The 16,214-nt window shown below is 70.2% G+C and carries 20 protein-coding genes and 1 tRNA gene; 20 read left to right on the top strand and 1 reads right to left on the bottom strand.

What is annotated here, in order from left to right; all coding sequences use genetic code 11:
- Positions 1 to 7 precede the first annotated feature (7 nt).
- The 18 genes from gspG (at position 8) to OPU66_RS09030 (ending at position 12,315) form a co-directional block, all read left to right on the top strand.
- The gene (gene gspG, locus OPU66_RS09115) at positions 8 to 562 is read left to right on the top strand and encodes a type II secretion system major pseudopilin GspG (protein ID WP_498553309.1); all 555 of its coding nucleotides are present in this window, start codon (positions 8 to 10) and stop codon (positions 560 to 562) included.
- Between the two features lie 28 nt (positions 563 to 590).
- Entirely contained in the window at positions 591 to 1,082 is a 492-nt protein-coding gene (locus OPU66_RS09110; protein WP_498553331.1) for a GspH/FimT family pseudopilin, read from the top strand.
- Position 1,083: 1 nt separating this feature from the next.
- Positions 1,084 to 1,440: a type II secretion system minor pseudopilin GspI gene (gene gspI / locus OPU66_RS09105; protein WP_498553308.1), complete on the top strand. Its 357-nt coding sequence runs from the start codon at positions 1,084 to 1,086 to the stop codon at positions 1,438 to 1,440.
- On the top strand, positions 1,437 to 2,036 hold the full coding sequence (gspJ, locus tag OPU66_RS09100; RefSeq protein ID WP_498553307.1) for a type II secretion system minor pseudopilin GspJ: 600 nt from the start codon (positions 1,437 to 1,439) through the stop codon (positions 2,034 to 2,036). Before gspI ends, gspJ begins: the two co-directional genes overlap by 4 nt.
- Positions 2,037 to 2,065: 29 nt before the next feature.
- Complete coding sequence (gspK, locus tag OPU66_RS09095; RefSeq protein WP_498553306.1) at positions 2,066 to 3,055, top strand: type II secretion system minor pseudopilin GspK; 990 nt, start codon at positions 2,066 to 2,068, stop codon at positions 3,053 to 3,055.
- Positions 3,052 to 4,140 (top strand): type II secretion system protein GspL, encoded by a 1,089-nt coding sequence (gspL, locus tag OPU66_RS09090; RefSeq protein WP_498553305.1) that lies wholly within the window; start codon positions 3,052 to 3,054, stop codon positions 4,138 to 4,140. Before gspK ends, gspL begins: the two co-directional genes overlap by 4 nt.
- A complete protein-coding gene (locus tag OPU66_RS09085; RefSeq protein ID WP_498553304.1) occupies positions 4,137 to 4,649 on the top strand; it encodes a type II secretion system protein M in 513 nt (170 codons plus the stop codon). The genes gspL and OPU66_RS09085 overlap by 4 nt, the downstream gene beginning before the upstream one ends.
- Positions 4,646 to 5,287: a type II secretion system protein N gene (gene gspN / locus OPU66_RS09080; protein WP_498553303.1), complete on the top strand. Its 642-nt coding sequence runs from the start codon at positions 4,646 to 4,648 to the stop codon at positions 5,285 to 5,287. The genes OPU66_RS09085 and gspN overlap by 4 nt, the downstream gene beginning before the upstream one ends.
- A 76-nt stretch (positions 5,288 to 5,363) precedes the next feature.
- Positions 5,364 to 5,440 (top strand) — tRNA-His (locus tag OPU66_RS09075).
- Positions 5,441 to 5,466: 26 nt separating this feature from the next.
- On the top strand, positions 5,467 to 6,513 hold the full coding sequence (locus OPU66_RS09070; protein WP_498553302.1) for a Glu/Leu/Phe/Val family dehydrogenase: 1,047 nt from the start codon (positions 5,467 to 5,469) through the stop codon (positions 6,511 to 6,513).
- 126 nt (positions 6,514 to 6,639) lie between these two features.
- Positions 6,640 to 7,356 (top strand): heme ABC transporter permease CcmC, encoded by a 717-nt coding sequence (ccmC, locus tag OPU66_RS09065; RefSeq protein ID WP_498553301.1) that lies wholly within the window; start codon positions 6,640 to 6,642, stop codon positions 7,354 to 7,356.
- Positions 7,353 to 7,481: a heme exporter protein CcmD gene (ccmD, locus tag OPU66_RS09060; RefSeq protein ID WP_498553300.1), complete on the top strand. Its 129-nt coding sequence runs from the start codon at positions 7,353 to 7,355 to the stop codon at positions 7,479 to 7,481. The genes ccmC and ccmD overlap by 4 nt, the downstream gene beginning before the upstream one ends.
- Positions 7,478 to 7,924: a cytochrome c maturation protein CcmE gene (gene ccmE / locus OPU66_RS09055; RefSeq protein WP_498553299.1), complete on the top strand. Its 447-nt coding sequence runs from the start codon at positions 7,478 to 7,480 to the stop codon at positions 7,922 to 7,924. Before ccmD ends, ccmE begins: the two co-directional genes overlap by 4 nt.
- A complete protein-coding gene (locus OPU66_RS09050; protein ID WP_498553298.1) occupies positions 7,921 to 9,855 on the top strand; it encodes a heme lyase CcmF/NrfE family subunit in 1,935 nt (644 codons plus the stop codon). The genes ccmE and OPU66_RS09050 overlap by 4 nt, the downstream gene beginning before the upstream one ends.
- Entirely contained in the window at positions 9,852 to 10,385 is a 534-nt protein-coding gene (locus OPU66_RS09045; protein ID WP_498553297.1) for a DsbE family thiol:disulfide interchange protein, read from the top strand. Before OPU66_RS09050 ends, OPU66_RS09045 begins: the two co-directional genes overlap by 4 nt.
- Complete coding sequence (locus OPU66_RS09040; protein ID WP_498553296.1) at positions 10,382 to 10,816, top strand: cytochrome c-type biogenesis protein; 435 nt, start codon at positions 10,382 to 10,384, stop codon at positions 10,814 to 10,816. The genes OPU66_RS09045 and OPU66_RS09040 overlap by 4 nt, the downstream gene beginning before the upstream one ends.
- Positions 10,813 to 11,424: a tetratricopeptide repeat protein gene (locus OPU66_RS09035; protein ID WP_498553295.1), complete on the top strand. Its 612-nt coding sequence runs from the start codon at positions 10,813 to 10,815 to the stop codon at positions 11,422 to 11,424. The genes OPU66_RS09040 and OPU66_RS09035 overlap by 4 nt, the downstream gene beginning before the upstream one ends.
- A gap of 114 nt (positions 11,425 to 11,538) precedes the next feature.
- Positions 11,539 to 12,315, top strand: coding sequence for an APH(3') family aminoglycoside O-phosphotransferase (locus OPU66_RS09030; protein ID WP_498553294.1), 777 nt, complete (start codon positions 11,539 to 11,541; stop codon positions 12,313 to 12,315).
- Positions 12,316 to 12,362: 47 nt separating this feature from the next.
- Here the strand turns inward: OPU66_RS09030 and ald are convergent, their stop codons facing one another.
- Positions 12,363 to 13,463 carry an alanine dehydrogenase gene (gene ald / locus OPU66_RS09025; RefSeq protein WP_498553293.1) on the bottom strand — a complete coding sequence of 367 codons (1,101 nt, stop codon included), beginning with the start codon at positions 13,461 to 13,463 and terminating at the stop codon, positions 12,363 to 12,365.
- 141 nt (positions 13,464 to 13,604) lie between these two features.
- On the opposite strand from ald, the gene OPU66_RS09020 reads away from it, so the two are divergent.
- Positions 13,605 to 14,111, top strand: coding sequence for an Lrp/AsnC family transcriptional regulator (locus tag OPU66_RS09020; protein ID WP_498553292.1), 507 nt, complete (start codon positions 13,605 to 13,607; stop codon positions 14,109 to 14,111).
- A 168-nt stretch (positions 14,112 to 14,279) separates the two neighbouring features.
- Positions 14,280 to 16,211: a potassium transporter Kup gene (locus OPU66_RS09015; protein WP_498553330.1), complete on the top strand. Its 1,932-nt coding sequence runs from the start codon at positions 14,280 to 14,282 to the stop codon at positions 16,209 to 16,211.
- Positions 16,212 to 16,214: the final 3 nt, after the last annotated feature.

Here is a 16,214-nt window from a genome sequence, read left to right as displayed (position 1 = left end):
GAGGAACATGATGACCCTTGCCCGATTCCGCCGCCGTGCGGCGCTTCGTTCCCGCAGCAATGCCGCCTCCGCGCGGCGTTCCGCCGAACCCGGCTTCACGTCTTCGCGGCGTTCCGCCGAACACGGCTTCACGCCCCTGAAGCGTTCCGCCGAACACGGCTTCACGCTGGTCGAACTGATGGTGGTGATCGTCATCATCGGGTTGCTGGCGACGATCGTGGCGGTGAATGTGCTGCCGGCGGGCGACAAGGCGGCGATGGAAAAGGCGCGGGCCGACATCGCGACGCTCGAACAGGCGCTGGAGATGTACCGGCTCGACAACCTCACCTATCCGCAGACGACCGACGGGCTGAAGGCGCTGGTCGCGCCGCCGCCGGGCCTCGCCCAGCCGCAGCGTTACCGGCCCGGCGGCTATGTGAAGCGCCTGCCCGACGACCCCTGGGGGCGGCCCTATCTTTATGCCGCGCCGGGCACGCACGGCCCGGTCGATGTCTGGACGCTGGGCGCGGACGGCAAGGAGGGGGGCGAGGCCGAGAATGCCGATATCGGCAATTGGGACTGAGGCGCGCCGGCGGCGCGCCGGGTGCGGTCTGGCCCCGAACCGGCGTTCCGCCGAACACGGCTCCGGGTCTTTATGGCGTTCCGCCGAACACGGCTTCACGCTGGTCGAACTGATGGTCGTGATTGCGATCATCGGGTTGATGGCGGGGGCGGTGGTGCTGACCCTGCCCGATCCGCGCGGCGATCTGCTGGGTGAGGCGGAACGCTTTGCCGCGCGCACGGCGGCGGCGCGCGACATGGCGGTGATCGAGGGGCGGCCGGTTGCGGTGCGCGTCAGCGCCGGCGGCTATGCGTTCGACCGGCGGCGCGACGGCCAGTGGCAGCCGCTGACCGAGCGTGCCTTTGCCGCCCGGCTGTGGGGCGCGGGCGTGCGGGCGGAGCTGGGCGGGCCGCCGGCGGCGCGTGCCGCCTTTGATGCCACCGGCCGGCCGAGCGGGCCGTTTTCGGTCGTGCTGACGCGCGACGGGATGCGGATCGGGGTGCGCATCGCCGCCGATGGCGCGGTGTCGGTCGGCGGTTGAGATGAGCGCGCGCGGGGCCGGTTTCACGCTTGTCGAACTGCTGGTCGCGCTGCTGCTGTTCGGCCTCGCCGCGCTCGCGCTGATGCGGCTGGAAACCGCCTCGGTTCGCCAGACCGCCGATCTGGCCGAGCGGCAACAGGCCGAGCTGGTCGCGCGCAACATCGCCGTCGATCTGCTGACCGATGCGCTGCCGCCGCCCGCCGGGGTCCGCGCGGGCGCTCTCGTCAATGGCGGGCGGCGCTGGCGCTGGACGGTGCGGGCCGAGGCGGTGGCCGGCCAGCCCTTGCTGCGCATCGACATCATGGTCGCGGGCGGCGGCGCACCGGCGCTGCTGACCGTGCTGAGGCCGCTCGCATGACCGGGCGGCCGGGCAGGGCGCGCGCCGTCACCCAGGGCTTCACCCTGGTCGAGATGCTGGTCGCGCTGCTGGTGTTCGCGCTGCTCGCCGCCGCCGGCATCGCGGTGCTGCGGATCAGCGTCCAGTCGCAGGGCGCGGTGCGCGTGCGGCTGGACGAGCTGGCGGCGGCGCGCCGGGTCGATGCGCTGCTGCGCGCCGATCTGGCGCAGGCGGTGCCGCGCCCGACACGCAATACCGCCGGGGCGATGGAGCCGGCCTTTGCCGGCGGTCCCGACGGTTTCACGCTGGTGCGCGGCGGCTGGGACAATCTGGACGATGCGCCGCGTGCCGAGCTGCAACGGGTCGAATATCGGCTGGCGGGAACGCGGCTCGAACGGCGGGTGTGGCCGATGCTCGACGGGGCCGCGCCGCTGGCCGCCGAACCGGTGATCGCCGATGCCCGCGCGATCCGGCTGCGCTATCGCAGCCGCGATGGCTGGCGCGACCGCTGGGATCCGCTCGCCCGCGATGCGCTGCCGCTCGCGGTCGATCTGGTCATGACCGGGCCGGGCGGGGCCGAGACGCGTCAAGCCTATCTTGTCGGGGCCGGGCTTTGACGGGCGAGGCTGTGACGGGCGGGCCTGCGATGCGGCCCCCGCCGGGCGAGCGCGGCGCGGCGCTGCTGGCCGTGCTGATGCTGGTTGCGATCATGGCCGGGCTGGCGGCGATGGCGCTCGACCGGCTGCGGCTGGCAACGCGGATTGCGGCCAATGGCGCGGGCATCGAACAGGCGCGGTTTCTCGCCCTTGCGGCCGAGCAGGTGGCGGTGGCGCGCATCGCCGCGCTGCGCCGCGCGGCCGGCGACCGTGCCGATCCGGGCGGCTGGCAGGGGCGGCGCGTCGGCCTGCCTTTGCCCGCCGGGCTGGCGGCGGCGCGGCTGACCGATGGCGGCAATTGCTTCAATCTCAACAGCGTCGTCTCGGGCGCGACGACGGGGCCGGACATCCGCTTCGTCACCCGGCCGACCGGCCTTGCCCAGTTCACCGCGCTGATGGAGGGGCTGGGCATCGGCGCGGCCGAGGCGCGCCGCGCCGCCGATGCCTTGGCCGACTGGATCGACACCGATGATTATCCGCGCGCGCTGGGGGCGGAGGATGCCGCCTATCTGGCGCTGCCGGTGCCGCACCGCACCGCCGGCACGATCCTGGCCGATCCCAGCGAACTGGCCGCCATTGCCGGGATCGGCCCGGCCCTTTATCAGCGGCTCAAGCCCTGGGTTTGCACCTTGCCGGTGACCGACCTGTCGCCGATCAACGTCAACACGCTCACCCCCGAACAGGTGCCGCTGCTCACCATGTTGTCGCCCGAACAGATGCCGCCGGCTCGCGCCCGGGCGCTGATCGCCCGCCGCCCCGCCGGGGGGTGGGAAAGCGTGGCGGCGTTCTGGAACGATGCCGGGCGGCTGGGCGCGGAGGCTCCGGCCGATGTGCAGGCCCAGCCGCGCGTGCAGACGCGCTGGTTCGCGCTCGACGTGGCGGTGACGGTGGGCGGGGCCGATTTTGCCGAACGCGCGCTGATCGATGCCGCGGGCAATCCGGCGCGGATCGTCGCCCGGCGCTGGGGCGACGGCCAATGACGCGGCCCGCGCTTGGGGCCGCCAGCCTGCTCGTCGTCCGCATCGGCGTGGATGACCGGCCTGCCGGCTGGCACCGCATCGCGCGCAGCGGCGACGGGCGTGCGCGCGAACTGGCCTCGGGCGGCCTGCCGCTGCCGATGGCGGGGCCGGACGAGCTGCTGGTCGCGGTTGCGCCTGCCGATGCGGTGCGGCTGGTGCGGCTCGATCTGGGGGCGATGCCCGCCGCGCAGGCGGCCGGGGCGGCACGGGCGCTGCTTGCCGATCAGCTGCTCGATCCGGCGGGCGACGCCCATATCGCGGTCGGCCCCGCCGAAGGGCCGACCCGGCCGGTCGCGCTGGTCGCGGCGGCGCGGATGGCGGCATGGCTGGACGCGCTGGCCGCAGCCGGGGCCGATCCGGCCGAAATCTGGCCGGCGGTGCTGCTGCCCCCGGCCCCTGCGACCGGCTTTTCCCGGCTGGTCTGGGGCGATGGTGCGGTGCTGCGCGCTGCCGAGTGCGCCTTTGCCGATGATCCGGCGCTGACGCCTTTGCTGGTCGCCGACACGCCGGTTGTAGCGGTGGCGCTGGACGCGGCGTTTGCGGCCGCGTTCGCCCATCCGCCGCTTGATCTGCGGCAGGGGCGGTTTGCCCGCCGCCGCCGGCTGGCGGTCGCGCCTGCGCGCCTCAGGCGGCTTGGCGCATTGGCGGCGGCGCTGGCGGCGGTCAGCATCGCCGTGCCGTTGGCGCAGACGATCCGGCTTAATCTTGCGGCTGCACGGCTTGAGGCCGCGGCCGAGGCTGCCGCCGCCCCGGCGGGCGGCATCGCCGCGCTCGACGCGCGGCTGGCGCAGCGTCAGGGCGGCGGCGCCGGCTTTGCCGCGACCAGCGGGGCATTGCTGGCCGGGCTGGCGGCGATGCCGACCATCGATCTGAAAGAAATGGTCTTTTCCGTGGATGGGCAGCTGCGCGCGAGCATTTCCGCCCCCGGTGCGGCCGAGGTCGAGGCGCTGGTGGCGCGGCTGCGCGCGGCGGGGCTGGCGGTCGAGACGCCGCCCTTCGTCACCGACAATGGCCGCATTCGCGGCGAACTGAGGATCGGCGGATGAGCGCGGCCACGCCTGTGTCGGGCTGGTTCATGGCGCGCAGCGCGCGCGAACGCGTGCTGATTGCCGTCATGCTGGCGCTGCTTGCGGTCGTGATCGGCTGGCTGGGCATTGCCCGCCCGCTCGCCGGGGCGTTGACCCGGGCCGAGGCGCGCCATGCCGAAGCGGTCAGGCTGGCCGGGCAGGTCGAGGCGCGGGCGGTGTTGCTCGCGCGGCTCGACCGCGCGGCGCGGCCGGCCGCATCTGGCACGGCAGCGCCCGCCGATCTCGCCACCCGGATCGGGGCGGCGGCGGAGGCGGCGGGCTTTGCCGGTGCAACCGTCACGCCGCAGGGCACGACGCGCGCTGCGCTGATCATTCCCGCCGCCCGGCCCGCCGCGATCTTCGCGTGGATCGCGGCGCTGGATGGCGAGGGCGTTGTTGTCGAGCGGCTGGCGATGCGCGCCAATCCCGACCGGACCGTGCAGGTGGACGCCGGGCTGATCGCCGCACCGGGGCCGGCCGGGCGATGAGCCGCCGTGCCTGGCTGATCGCGGGGGTGGTTTTTGCCATCGCGCTGGTCGCGCTGATGCCGCTCAGGGTCGCGCTGGCGCTGATGCCGCCGATGCTCACCGCCCGCGCGGCGAGCGGCAGCCTGTGGTCGGGCCAGCTGGTCGAGGCGCGGATCGGGCCGTTGCTGCTTGGCGATGTTGCGGCCGCGCTTGATCCGCTGGCGCTGCTCACCGGGCGGCTGCGCTTCGATCTGGCCGGGCGGGTGCCGGCGTTTGAGGCGCGGATCGCCGCCGGGCCGGGGGGCTTGGCGCTCGATTCGGCGACCGGGCGGATCGTGCTTGCCGGCGGCACTGGCCTGCCCCCGGTCGAGGCGGTCGAGCTCGACGGGATCGGGCTGGATATTGTCGGCGGGCGCTGCACGGCCGCGCGCGGCCGGGTGACGGCCGAGCTGCCGGCGGCGGTGGCCGGGCTGGCGGCGGGCGCTGCGCTTCGCCTGTCGGGGCCGGTGTCCTGCGCCGGGGGCGAGCTGCGGCTGGAGCTGGCGAGCGCGGGCGGCACCGAGCGGCTGACGGCCCGGCTTGGCCCGGCGCGCTGGACCGCGCGGCTGCGCGTCAGCGGCGGAAACCGGCCGGTTCTCGACCTGTCGGGCGATTATTGAGCGATGGCGGTGCGCCATGTGCTTGACGCGGGGGCATATGCGCTCCTATGTGCCCGCCGCGGTTCCAGCCGTTACGGCGATCGTAGCTCAATCGGTTAGAGCACTGGTTTGTGGTACCAGGGGTTGCGGGTTCAAGTCCCGTCGATCGCCCCATCATCTTGATTTGATAAGGGTTTGCCGTGAACGTCTGGGATTTGCCGGATTTTGACGACCATGAGGGCGTGCACCTGTTCCGCGACCGCGACAGCGGTCTGACGGCGGTGGTTGCCGTGCATTCGACCGCGCTCGGCCCGGCGGCGGGCGGCGCGCGTTTCTGGCATTATCCGCGCCGCGACGATGCGGTGACCGACGCGCTGCGCCTGTCGCGCGGCATGAGCTATAAAAATGCGATGGCCGGGCTGCCGCTGGGCGGCGGCAAGGGCGTGATCCTGGCCGATGCCGACGGCACCAAGACCGAGGCGATGCTCGCCGCATTCGGCCGCGCGGTCGATTCGCTCGGCGGCCGCTATGTCACCGCCGAAGATGTCGGCATTTCGACCGCCGACATGGTCGCGGTCGCGCGCCAGACCCGGTTCGTGTCGGGCCTGCCGGTCGAACAGGGCAGTGCGGGCGGCGATCCCGGGCCGTTCACCGCCTATGGCGTGTTTCTGGGCATCAAGGCGGCGGTGCGCCGCGCGCTTGGCCGGGATGACATGGCGGGCGTGCATGTCGCCATCCAGGGCGTCGGCAGCGTCGGCGGCGGCGTCGCCCGGCTGCTGGCGGCCGAAGGCGCGCGGCTGACGCTTGCCGATGTCAATGCGGCGCGCGCCGCAGCGCTTGCCGCCGAACTGGGCGGGACGACCGCCGGCACCGACGAGATTCTGGCCATCGAGGCCGATGTCATCAGCCCCAATGCGCTGGGCGCGGTGCTGACCGAGGCGAGCATCGCCGCGCTGCGCGCGCCCATCGTGGCGGGCGGGGCGAATAACCAGCTGGCCACCCATGCCGATGGCGACCGCATCCATGCCCGCGGCATCCTTTATGCGCCCGATTATGTGATCAATGCCGGCGGCATCATCAATGTCGGGCTGGAATATCTGGGGCAGGGCGACGAGGCCGAGGTGCGCGCGCGCATCCGCCAGATCCCCGAGCGGCTGGAACAGGTCTGGGCCGAAAGCGCCGCGACCGGCGATCCCGCCGCCCATGTCGCCGACCGGATCGCGCAGCAGCTGATCGGCAGGGCCTGATCGTCTCTGGGCCTGAGCGCCTCTGGCTGACCGCCCGTGCGTGAGCCGCGGGCCGCAAACCGGTCCGCCAGCCGCCAATCGGCGCTTTCGCTTGGCCGCCCGGTCGGTTAAGATCGCCGTTACATCATGCACGGCTTTGCGAATCCCACCCGTTTTCTTGGGCTTGCCCGGCCGCTCACCCCTTGGCTGTTCGGTCTTGGCACGGCGTTGTGCCTGTATGGCTTTTATGCCGGTCTGATGCTCGCCCCGCCCGATTATCTGCAGGGCGAAAGCGTGCGCATCATGTATGTGCATGTGCCGGCCGCATGGCTGGGCATGGGCGGCTGGACCGGCATTGCGATTGCCAGCCTGACCCAGCTGGTCTGGCGGCATCCGCTGGCCGGGGTCGCGGCGCGCGCGATTGCGCTGCCGGGGGCGTATTTCACCGCCATCTGCCTGATTTCCGGGTCGATCTGGGGCAGCCGCACCTGGGGCACCTGGTGGCAATGGGACGGGCGGATGACGTCGATGCTCGTGCTGCTGTTCCTCTATATCGGCTATATCGCGCTTGCCGGGGCGAGCGAGGAAAAGACCAGCGTGTCGCGCGCGACGGCGATTTTCGGGCTGGTCGGCGCGGTCAATGTGCCGATCATCAACCGTTCGGTCGTGTGGTGGAACTCGCTGCATCAGGGGCCGAGCATCACCGTGCGCGGATCGGCAATCGCGCCTGAGATCCTGTGGCCGCTCGCCTTCACCACCCTCGGTTTTTCGCTGCTGTTCGGCGCCATCGTGCTGATGCGGATGCGCGCGACGCTGGCGAGTGCCAAGGTCGAGGCGCGGCTGCGCCGGCTGGCGGCGGCATGACCCATTGGCCCTATATCATCGCGGCTTACGCGATCACCGTGCTGGGTGCGGCGGGGCTGTCGCTCCACGCCTGGGCGGCGATGCGCCGGGCGGAGCGCGAGGCGGAGGCGATCCGGCGCAAATGAAGGCAAAGCATCAAAGACTGACGCTCGGCGTGGTCGCGCTGGCGTCACTGGTCGGGGCTGGCCTGCTCGCGGCATCGGCACTGCGCGATCAGGCGGCCTATTTCTATTCGCCCGCCGATCTGGCGCGCAGCCCGGTCGATCCGGGGCAGCGCATCCGGCTGGGCGGCATGGTTGCCGACAAATCGATCCGCCGCGCGGCGGACGGCGTGACCATCGATTTCGTCGTCGCCGACGGGCCGGCAACGGCGCAGGTGCGGTTTCGCGGCATCCCGCCCGATCTGTTCAAGGAAAATAGCGGCGTCGTTGCCGAAGGCGCGTTCGGCCCCGACGGGGTGTTCGTCGCCGACAACATCCTGGCCAAGCATGACGAGCGTTACATGCCCCCCGAACTGGAACGGGGCGGGGACGGGCAGCGCCACAAGACCGGGACGCTGAAGCCATGATCGCCGAAGCAGGCCTTGCCGCCCTGTGGCTGGCGGCGGCGCTGGCGCTGTTGCAGCTGGTGATGGGGGCAACCGCCTTTGCCGGGCGCAGCGATGCGGTGCGGCTGGTCGGCGGGGCGGTGGTCGGCCCCGCGGCGGTCGCGCAGGGGCTGCTGACGCTGCTCGCCTTCATGCTGCTGGTCTGGCTGTTCACCGAATCCGACATGTCGGTGCGGCTGGTGGCCGCCAACAGCCATTCGGCCAAGCCGATGCTCTACAAGATCGCCGGCACCTGGGGAAATCACGAAGGCTCGATGCTGCTGTGGGTGACGATCCTGGGCGTGGCCGGCGCGGCGGTTGCGCTGTTCGAACGCCGGGTAAGCGCGCGGATGCGCCATGCGACGCTCGCCGCGCAGGCGGCGATCGGGCTGGGGTTTTTCGCCTTTCTGCTGTTCTCGTCCAACCCGTTCACGCGGCTGTCGCCGGCCGCGCCCGAGGGGCAGGGGCTCAATCCGCTGCTGCAGGATCCGGGCCTCGCCTTCCACCCGCCGACGCTTTACCTTGGCTATGTCGGGCTGTCGGTCGCCTTTTCCTTTGCGGTCGGGGCGCTGTTGACACGCGAGGTCGATGCCGGTTTCGCCCGCGCGATGCGGCCCTGGGTGCTGGCGGCGTGGATCATGCTGACGCTGGGCATCACCGCCGGCAGCTATTGGGCCTATTACGAGCTGGGCTGGGGCGGCTGGTGGTTCTGGGACCCGGTTGAAAACGCCTCGCTGATGCCTTGGCTGGCGGCGACTGCGCTGCTGCATTCGGTGACCGTGCTGGCGACGCGCGACGCGCTGCGCGCCTGGACGGTGATGCTGGCGGTCATCGCCTTTTCAATGTCGATGGTCGGCACCTTCCTCGTCCGTTCGGGCATTTTGACCAGCGTTCACGCCTTTGCCGTCGATCCGGAACGCGGGTCGTTCATCCTTGCGCTGCTGGCGCTGTATATCGGCGGCGCGCTGGCGCTGTTCGGGCTGCGGATCGCGACCGTCAAGGAAGGCGCGCAGTTCGAACCGGTGAGCCGCGAGGGCGCGCTGGTGGGCAATAATCTGCTGCTGACCGCGATTCTGGGCGTGGTGTTTGTCGGCACGCTCTATCCGCTCGCCGCCGAAGCGCTGTCGGGCGAGAAACTGTCGGTCGGTCCGCCCTATTTCGACGCCACAGCCGGGCCGCTTGCGCTGTTGATGTTCGTGCTGATGGCCGTGGGGCCGCTGCTGCGCTGGCGGCGCGACCGGGCACAGGCGCTGATCCGGCGGCTGGCGGTGCCGGTGCTGGCGGGGGTCGGCGCGCTGGGCGCGGTGCTGGTGTTCGCCCCCGGCATCCGCATTCTGCCGCTGCTCGGGCTGGTGACGGCGATCGGGGTTGGCGCGGCCAGTGTCGCGCCGCTTTTTGGCCGCAACCTTCGGCGCACGCCGCTGTTCATCTGGGGCATGGTGATCGCGCATCTGGGCGTCGCCGTGTCGCTCGCTGGCATGGCGTGCGACAGCGCGTTCACGCGCGAAACCCTGGTCGCGCTCAATCCCGGCGAGGCGCGCAGCGTCGGCCCCTATACGGTCAGGCTGGCGGCGATCGATCCGGTCGCCGGGCCGAATTGGACGGCGCTTGAAGCCACGTTGGTCGCGCAGCGCGGTTCGCGCGCGCCGATCACCCTCAAGCCGCAGGCACGCAGCTGGCCCAATCCGGTCACCCAGACCAGCGAATCGGCCATCGCCACCGCATGGGACGGGCAGCTCTATACGGTGCTGGGCGCGCAGGATGAGCGCGGACGCTGGCAGCTGCGGTTGTGGTGGAAGCCGTTTGTCACGCTGATCTGGCTGGGCGGCGGGCTGATCGCGCTGGGCGGTGCGCTGGCGCTTATCGGCCGGGTGCGCCGCGCAGCGCGCCAGCCGGTGGCGGCGTTCGCATGAGGCGCGCGCTCATTCTCTGGCTGCCGCTGGCGGGGTTCATCGCCTTTCTGGGCTTTGTCGCATACGGCCTGTACAGCCCGGCGGACCGCAGCATCGCCTCGCGCATGGTCGGCAAGCCGGTGCCGGCGTTCGACCTGCCCGAAGGCGCGCCGGGCCGGGGGCGGTTCGACAGCCGCGCGCTGGCGACCGGCAAGCCCCGCCTGCTCAACATATTCGCCAGCTGGTGCGTGCCCTGTGTCGCCGAAGCCCCGGTGCTGATGGAGCTGAAGCGGCGCGGGGTCGAGATCGACGCGATCGCGATCCGCGACCGGCCGCAGGATGTCGCCGGCTTCCTCGCGCGCAACGGCGATCCCTATCGCCATATCGGGTCGGACACGGTGTCGCGCGTGCAGCTGGCCATGGGCTCGTCCGGGGTGCCGGAAACCTTTGTCGTCGACGGGCGCGGGATCATCCGCCACCAGCATATCGGCGACATCCGTGCCGAGAATATTCCTGACATCCTCGCCCGGCTTGAAGAGGCGGCGCGATGAGCGCGGCGCATCGCATCGCGCTGCGCGGGTGTGCGCTGGGGGCGGCGCTGGCGCTGGCCGGGCCGGTGCTGGCCGATTCCGCGCTGCCGCCGGCGCGCTATGCGCATGAACAGCTGGCCGATCCGGCCAAGGAGCGGGTGGCGCACGATCTGATGCTGACGCTGCGCTGCATCGTCTGCCAGGGCCAGTCGATTGCCGACAGCGATGCCGAACTGGCCGGCGACATGCGCGCGCTGGTGCGCAGCCGCATCGCCGCCGGCGAGAGCCCTGACTCGATCCGCGACTGGCTGATCGAACGCTATGGGCGCTGGGTGACGTACGAGCCGCCGGTCGATGCAGTCACCGCGCCCTTGTGGGTCGCGCCGCTGATCCTGCTCGTGCTGGGCGGATGGCTGGCGCGCGGGCGGTTCCGGCGGGGGGAACGGCGATGACGGGATGGCTGCCGGTGATCGGCCTGGTGCTGCTGGTCGGTTTCGCCATGTGGCGCTTTGCAGGGCTGCCGCGCGCGGCCGGGGAGGCGGTGGCCGCCGCGCTGCTGCTCGGCCTTGCCGGCTATGCGGTGCAGGGGCGGCCCGATCTGCCCGGCGCGCCGCGCACCCCGCGTGCCGATGCGGCGCGGGTGGCCGAGACGGAAATCGCGCTCAGGGCAAAGTTCGGCGACCGCATGGGCGGGGCGCAGCAATATCTGATCGCCGCCGACGGGGCGATGCGCGCTGGCGTTCCGGCGGCTGCCATCGGCTTCATCCGCCGGGGATTGAAGGATTATCCGCGCGACGCCGATCTGTGGCTTGGGCTCGGCAACGCATTTGTCGTCTATAATGAGGGGCAGGTGTCTCCGGCCGCGATGTTCGCGTTCCGGCGCGCCGCGGAGATCGCGCCGCTTCATCCCGGCCCGCCCTTCTTCATGGGGCTGGCGCTTGCCCAGTCGGGCCGCTTCAACGAAGCGCGGGATTTGTGGCAGCAGCTGCTCGCCCGCAGCCCGGCCGATGCGCCGTGGCGGGACGAGCTGGAGGCTCGGATCGCCGAATTGCCCGCCTAGGGCGGTGCCTGATCCGGACGCATCGGATCGGCCGCTCCGGGCGATTGATGCGTCGCATTTTCCGAGCCGCCGGGCAAAGCCGCCCGGCCCGGACAATGCTCTGAGGAGGTTGCCATGCCCGATTGCCCGCTGCCGACGCCGTTTCCGGCCTTGATCGACGGCGATTGGGTGCCGGTCACCGGGGGCGAATCCGGTGGGCTGGTGTTCGCGCGGCAGGGCGATCAGCCCGCCTATCTGAAATATGGCACCGGCCATGTCGCCGATGAACTGACCAATGAAATGGCGCGGCTGCGCTGGCTCGAGGGCCGCTGGCCCGCGCCGCGGATGCTTGCTTTTGCCAGCGAAGGCGGGGCCGCCTGGCTGGTGACCGAGGCGCTGTCGGGCATGACGGTCGATGCGGTGCTCGCGGCCGAGCCGCACCGCGCGGTCGAGATCGCCGCGCTGCTGGGGCGCTATCTGCGCGATTTCCATGCGCTGCCCGCCGGCCAGTGCCCGTTTGAAATGGGGGCCGATCTGCGCATGGCGGCGGCGAGCCGCAACATCGAACTCGGGCTGGTCGACGAGACGGATTTCGACGCCGAACGGCAGGGCTGGACCGCCGCTCAGGTGTGGGACGCACTGGTCGCGGCGCGGCCCGAGGTGCTGCACCGGGTGGTCACGCATGGCGATTTTTCGACCGGCAATCTGCTGATCGCCGACGGGGCCGTGGCCGGGATGATCGATGTCGGCCGGCTGGGCCTTGCCGATCCGTGGCAGGATCTGGCGATCCTGTGGAGCAATCTTGCCGCGCATGGCGCGGACGCGCAGGCGGCGATGCTCGCGGCCTATGGCATCGCCGAGCCGGACGAGGCCCGGCTCCGCTTCCACCTGTTGCTCGACGAGCTGTTCTGAGTTCGGGGGCCGGATTTATCCGGCCCCCGACGTCATTGTCGTCCGGCTCAGGCCGGGTCGAACGGCAGGTCGAGCGCTTCGGCCACCGCCTTGTGGCGGATCTTGCCGCCCGAGACGTTGAGACCATTGGCCAGATGCGCATCGGCGGCCATCGCCGCGTCCGCGCCCAGATTGGCAAGGCGCAGCACGAACGGCAGCGTCGCATTGTTGAGCGCAAAGGCAGAGGTACGGGCAACCGCGCCCGGCATGTTGGCGACGCAGTAATGCGTCACGCCGTCGACTTCGAACACCGGATTGTCGTGCGTGGTCGCGCGCGACGTTTCGAAGCAGCCACCCTGATCGATCGCGATGTCGACCAGCACCGAGCCGCGCTTCATCGTCTTCAGCATGTCGCGGGTGACGAGCTTGGGCGCGGCCGCGCCCGGCACCAGCACCGCGCCGATCACCAGATGGGCGTTGCGCACCGCCGCCGCGATCGCCGCCTTCGATGCATAGGCGGTCTTGATCTGGCTGGAAAAGAACATGTCCAGCTCGGCCAGCCGCGCCATGTTGATGTCGTAGATGGTGACATCGGCGCGCATGCCGACCGCCATCTGCGCGGCATTCACCCCGGCGACACCGCCGCCCAGAATCGCCACCCGCGCCGGCGCGACGCCGGGCACGCCGCCCAGCAGGACGCCGCGGCCGCCCTGTTCCTTCTCCAGATAATGCGCGCCGACCTGGATCGACATCCGCCCCGCGACTTCCGACATCGGCTTGAGGAGCGGCAGCGAGCCGTCACGCGCGGTCACGGTTTCATAGGCGATGCAGGTCGCGCCCGACTTCATCAGCCCTTCGGCCTGCGGCTTGTCGGCGGCCAGGTGCAGATAGGTGAACAGCAGGTGGCGGCTCTCGAGCAGCGCGATCTCGCTCGGCTGCGGCTCCTTCACCTTCACGATCATGTCGGCATTGGCGAACACTTCGGCCGCGCTGCCCATGATCCGCGCGCCGGCCGCGACATAATCCTGATCGTCGAAATCGATGCCGCTGCCGGCGCGGGTTTCGACCACCACTTCATGGCCGGCCGCGACCAGTTCGGCCACCGACGGCGGGGTCAGGCCGACCCGATATTCGTGATTCTTGATTTCCTTGGGCACACCGACACGCATGTCTGTCTCTCCAGTCTTCGGGTTGTCGCCGGTTCGATAGCGCAAAGCGGGCATGCGAATCCCTGCAACTTCGCTGCGCCGGGTGTCGATTGCACGCATGGATTGCGCGCGCTATGCCGCAAAAACGGAGAATGTCTGCGCATGGACCGGATCGACCGCAATATCCTGAAGACGCTTGCCGCCGATGCCCGGCTGCCGGTCGCGCAGATTGCCGAACGGGTCGGCCTGTCCCAGTCGGCGTGCACGCGGCGCATCCAGGCGCTGGAGGCGGGCGGGCTGATCCAGGGCTATGGCGCGCGGCTTGGCCATCGCCGGCTCGGCTTTCATGTCACCGCGCTGGTCGACATCACGCTCAGCACCCAGGTCGAGGAGGATCTGGCGCGATTCGAACGCGCGGTGGCGGCGATCGACGGCGTGGTCGAATGCGCGCTGATTTCGGGCGCGCATGATTACCGGCTGAAGATCGTCGCCCGCGACCTTGACGATTATGAGCGGCTGCACCGCGAGCATCTCGGCCGGCTGCCCGGCGTGACGACGATCAGCAGCAGCTTCGTGCTGCGCGCCATCCCCACCCGCAGCGAGGCCGATGCGCTGTTCGGCACTGCCGGAGCAGATGGCCGGGAGCGGTCGCCCGGATCGTCCCGGTGACCCGATAGGCCTATTCCCCGACAGGCCCATTCCCCCGATAGCCGTTGCAGCCCCACCGGGCGCATGATAGGGGCCGCGCGCCTGTACAAGGGGCGTTCTGCTTGTGATGCGCTTGATATCGCGATTGATCGAAATGGCCTGCCGATGATGTCTGGCACGGCCGACCCGATGGGGCAGGGCACTGCCGGGTGCGATGACGCCCCGGCGATGCAGGATCCGCATGGCCATGCAGGGCAGGGTCTGACGCGGCTGGCGATCGCCGCCATCGGCATCGTGTTCGGCGATATCGGCACCAGCCCGATCTATGCGTTCCGCGAGACGTTCGCCGGCCATCACCCGCTGACGCCCGACCGGCTGCACATCTATGGTGTGCTCAGCCTCGTCTTCTGGTCGATGATGCTGGTCGTCACGGTCAAATATGTGTCGATCATCATGCGCGCCGACAACAAGGGCGAGGGCGGCAGCCTGGCCTTGCTGGCGCTCATCAACCGCTCGACCAATGGCGCGCGCTGGACCGCGCCCATCGTGCTGCTGGGCGTGTTTGCCACCGCGCTGTTTTACGGCGACTCGATGATCACCCCGGCGATGTCGGTGCTCTCGGCGGTCGAAGGGCTGACGGTGGTCGAGGCGCGCTTTGCCCCGCTGGTCGTGCCGATCGCGGTCGGCATCCTGATCTTCCTGTTCATGATCCAGTCGCGCGGGACGGCGGCGGTCGGGCGGCTGTTCGGGCCGATCATGCTCGCCTATTTCGTCGTCATCGCGGCGCTGGGCATCGTCCAGATCGTGAAGGCGCCGGACGTCCTGACTGCGCTCAATCCCTGGTATGCGGTGCAGTTCTTCGTGGTCGACCAGTGGCTGGCGTTTCTCGCGCTCGGCTCGGTTGTGCTCGCGGTGACGGGGGCGGAGGCGCTTTATGCCGATATGGGGCATTTCGGCCGCAACCCGATCCGCGTGTCATGGCTGTTTTTCGTGCTGCCGGCGCTGATGCTCAATTATCTGGGGCAGGGTGCGATGGTCGTCGGCCTGCCGCCGGAGGCGGCGGTCGAGACGATCAAGAACCCGTTCTTCCTGCTCGCGCCCGAGGCGATGCGCCTGCCGCTGGTCATTCTGGCGACGCTCGCCACGATCATCGCCAGCCAGGCGGTGATTTCCGGCGCGTTTTCGGTGACGCAGCAGGCGATCCAGCTGGGGTTCATCCCGCGCCTGCGCATCACCCATACCAGCGCGTCGACCGCCGGGCAGATCTATATCCCGGTCATCAACTGGACGCTGATGACGGTCGTGATCCTGCTGGTGCTCAGCTTCCAGTCCTCGTCCAACCTTGCCGCCGCCTATGGCATTGCGGTGACGGGCGCGATGTCGATCGATGCCTGTCTGCTTGCGGTGGTGCTGTTTTCGATGTGGCGCTGGAACAAGCTGCTGGCGACATTGCTGCTCGCTGTGTTCTTCATCGTCGACCTTGCCTATCTGGCCTCCAACCTCACCAAGGTGCCCGATGGCGGCTGGTTCCCGCTGCTGGTCGGGCTGATCGCTTTCACGCTGCTCACCACCTGGGCCAAGGGGCGCAAGCTGATGATCGAGCGGCTGCGCGAATCGGCGATGCCGATTTCGATCTTCATCGAATCGGCTACCAACTCGGCGACCCGCGTCGCCGGGACGGCGGTGTTCATGACCTCGACCCCCGAAGGTGTGCCGCATGCGCTGCTGCACAATCTCAAGCACAACAAGGTGCTGCACGAGCGGGTGATCCTGCTGACGGTCAGGATCCTCGACGTGCCCTATGTCGAGCAGGTGAAGCGCTGCCAGCTTGAGGATCTGGGCCGGGGCTTCCACCGGCTGGTGATCAAATATGGCTTCATGCAGGAACCCGATGTTCCCGCCGCGCTCAAGAACCTCACCGGCTGCGGGCCGGAGTTCAAGATGATGGACACCAGCTTCTTCCTCGCGCGCCAGACGCTGCTCGCCTCGTCGCGGCCGGGCATGGCGCTGTGGCGGGAAAAGCTGTTCGCATGGATGCTGCGCAACGCGGAAAGCGCGATGGAGTTTTTCCGCCTGCCCACCAATCGCGTGGTCGAACTGGGCAGCCAGGTCGAAATCTGACCG

It is taken from the genome of Sphingomonas sp. URJC2 (assembly GCF_059803575.1).
This window is presented reverse-complemented; position numbering and strand designations above follow the sequence as displayed.

Bases quoted from the DNA above. Each gene is read 5' to 3' on its own strand.
- gspI (WP_498553308.1), top strand. From the start codon at position 1,084: ATGAGCGCGCGCGGGGCCGGTTTCACGCTTGTCGAACTGCTGGTCGCG.
- gspK (WP_498553306.1), top strand. From the start codon at position 2,066: ATGCGGCCCCCGCCGGGCGAGCGCGGCGCGGCGCTGCTGGCCGTGCTG.
- OPU66_RS09085 (WP_498553304.1), top strand. From the start codon at position 4,137: ATGAGCGCGGCCACGCCTGTGTCGGGCTGGTTCATGGCGCGCAGCGCG.
- gspL (WP_498553305.1), top strand. From the start codon at position 3,052: ATGACGCGGCCCGCGCTTGGGGCCGCCAGCCTGCTCGTCGTCCGCATC.
- gspN (WP_498553303.1), top strand. From the start codon at position 4,646: ATGAGCCGCCGTGCCTGGCTGATCGCGGGGGTGGTTTTTGCCATCGCG.
- OPU66_RS09050 (WP_498553298.1), top strand. From the start codon at position 7,921: ATGATCGCCGAAGCAGGCCTTGCCGCCCTGTGGCTGGCGGCGGCGCTG.
- ccmE (WP_498553299.1), top strand. From the start codon at position 7,478: ATGAAGGCAAAGCATCAAAGACTGACGCTCGGCGTGGTCGCGCTGGCG.
- OPU66_RS09040 (WP_498553296.1), top strand. From the start codon at position 10,382: ATGAGCGCGGCGCATCGCATCGCGCTGCGCGGGTGTGCGCTGGGGGCG.
- ccmC (WP_498553301.1), top strand. From the start codon at position 6,640: ATGCACGGCTTTGCGAATCCCACCCGTTTTCTTGGGCTTGCCCGGCCG.
- OPU66_RS09035 (WP_498553295.1), top strand. From the start codon at position 10,813: ATGACGGGATGGCTGCCGGTGATCGGCCTGGTGCTGCTGGTCGGTTTC.
- OPU66_RS09045 (WP_498553297.1), top strand. From the start codon at position 9,852: ATGAGGCGCGCGCTCATTCTCTGGCTGCCGCTGGCGGGGTTCATCGCC.
- OPU66_RS09015 (WP_498553330.1), top strand. From the start codon at position 14,280: ATGGGGCAGGGCACTGCCGGGTGCGATGACGCCCCGGCGATGCAGGAT.
- ccmD (WP_498553300.1), top strand. From the start codon at position 7,353: ATGACCCATTGGCCCTATATCATCGCGGCTTACGCGATCACCGTGCTG.
- gspG (WP_498553309.1), top strand. From the start codon at position 8: ATGATGACCCTTGCCCGATTCCGCCGCCGTGCGGCGCTTCGTTCCCGC.
- OPU66_RS09020 (WP_498553292.1), top strand. From the start codon at position 13,605: ATGGACCGGATCGACCGCAATATCCTGAAGACGCTTGCCGCCGATGCC.
- ald (WP_498553293.1), bottom strand. From the start codon at position 13,463: ATGCGTGTCGGTGTGCCCAAGGAAATCAAGAATCACGAATATCGGGTC.
- gspJ (WP_498553307.1), top strand. From the start codon at position 1,437: ATGACCGGGCGGCCGGGCAGGGCGCGCGCCGTCACCCAGGGCTTCACC.
- OPU66_RS09030 (WP_498553294.1), top strand. From the start codon at position 11,539: ATGCCCGATTGCCCGCTGCCGACGCCGTTTCCGGCCTTGATCGACGGC.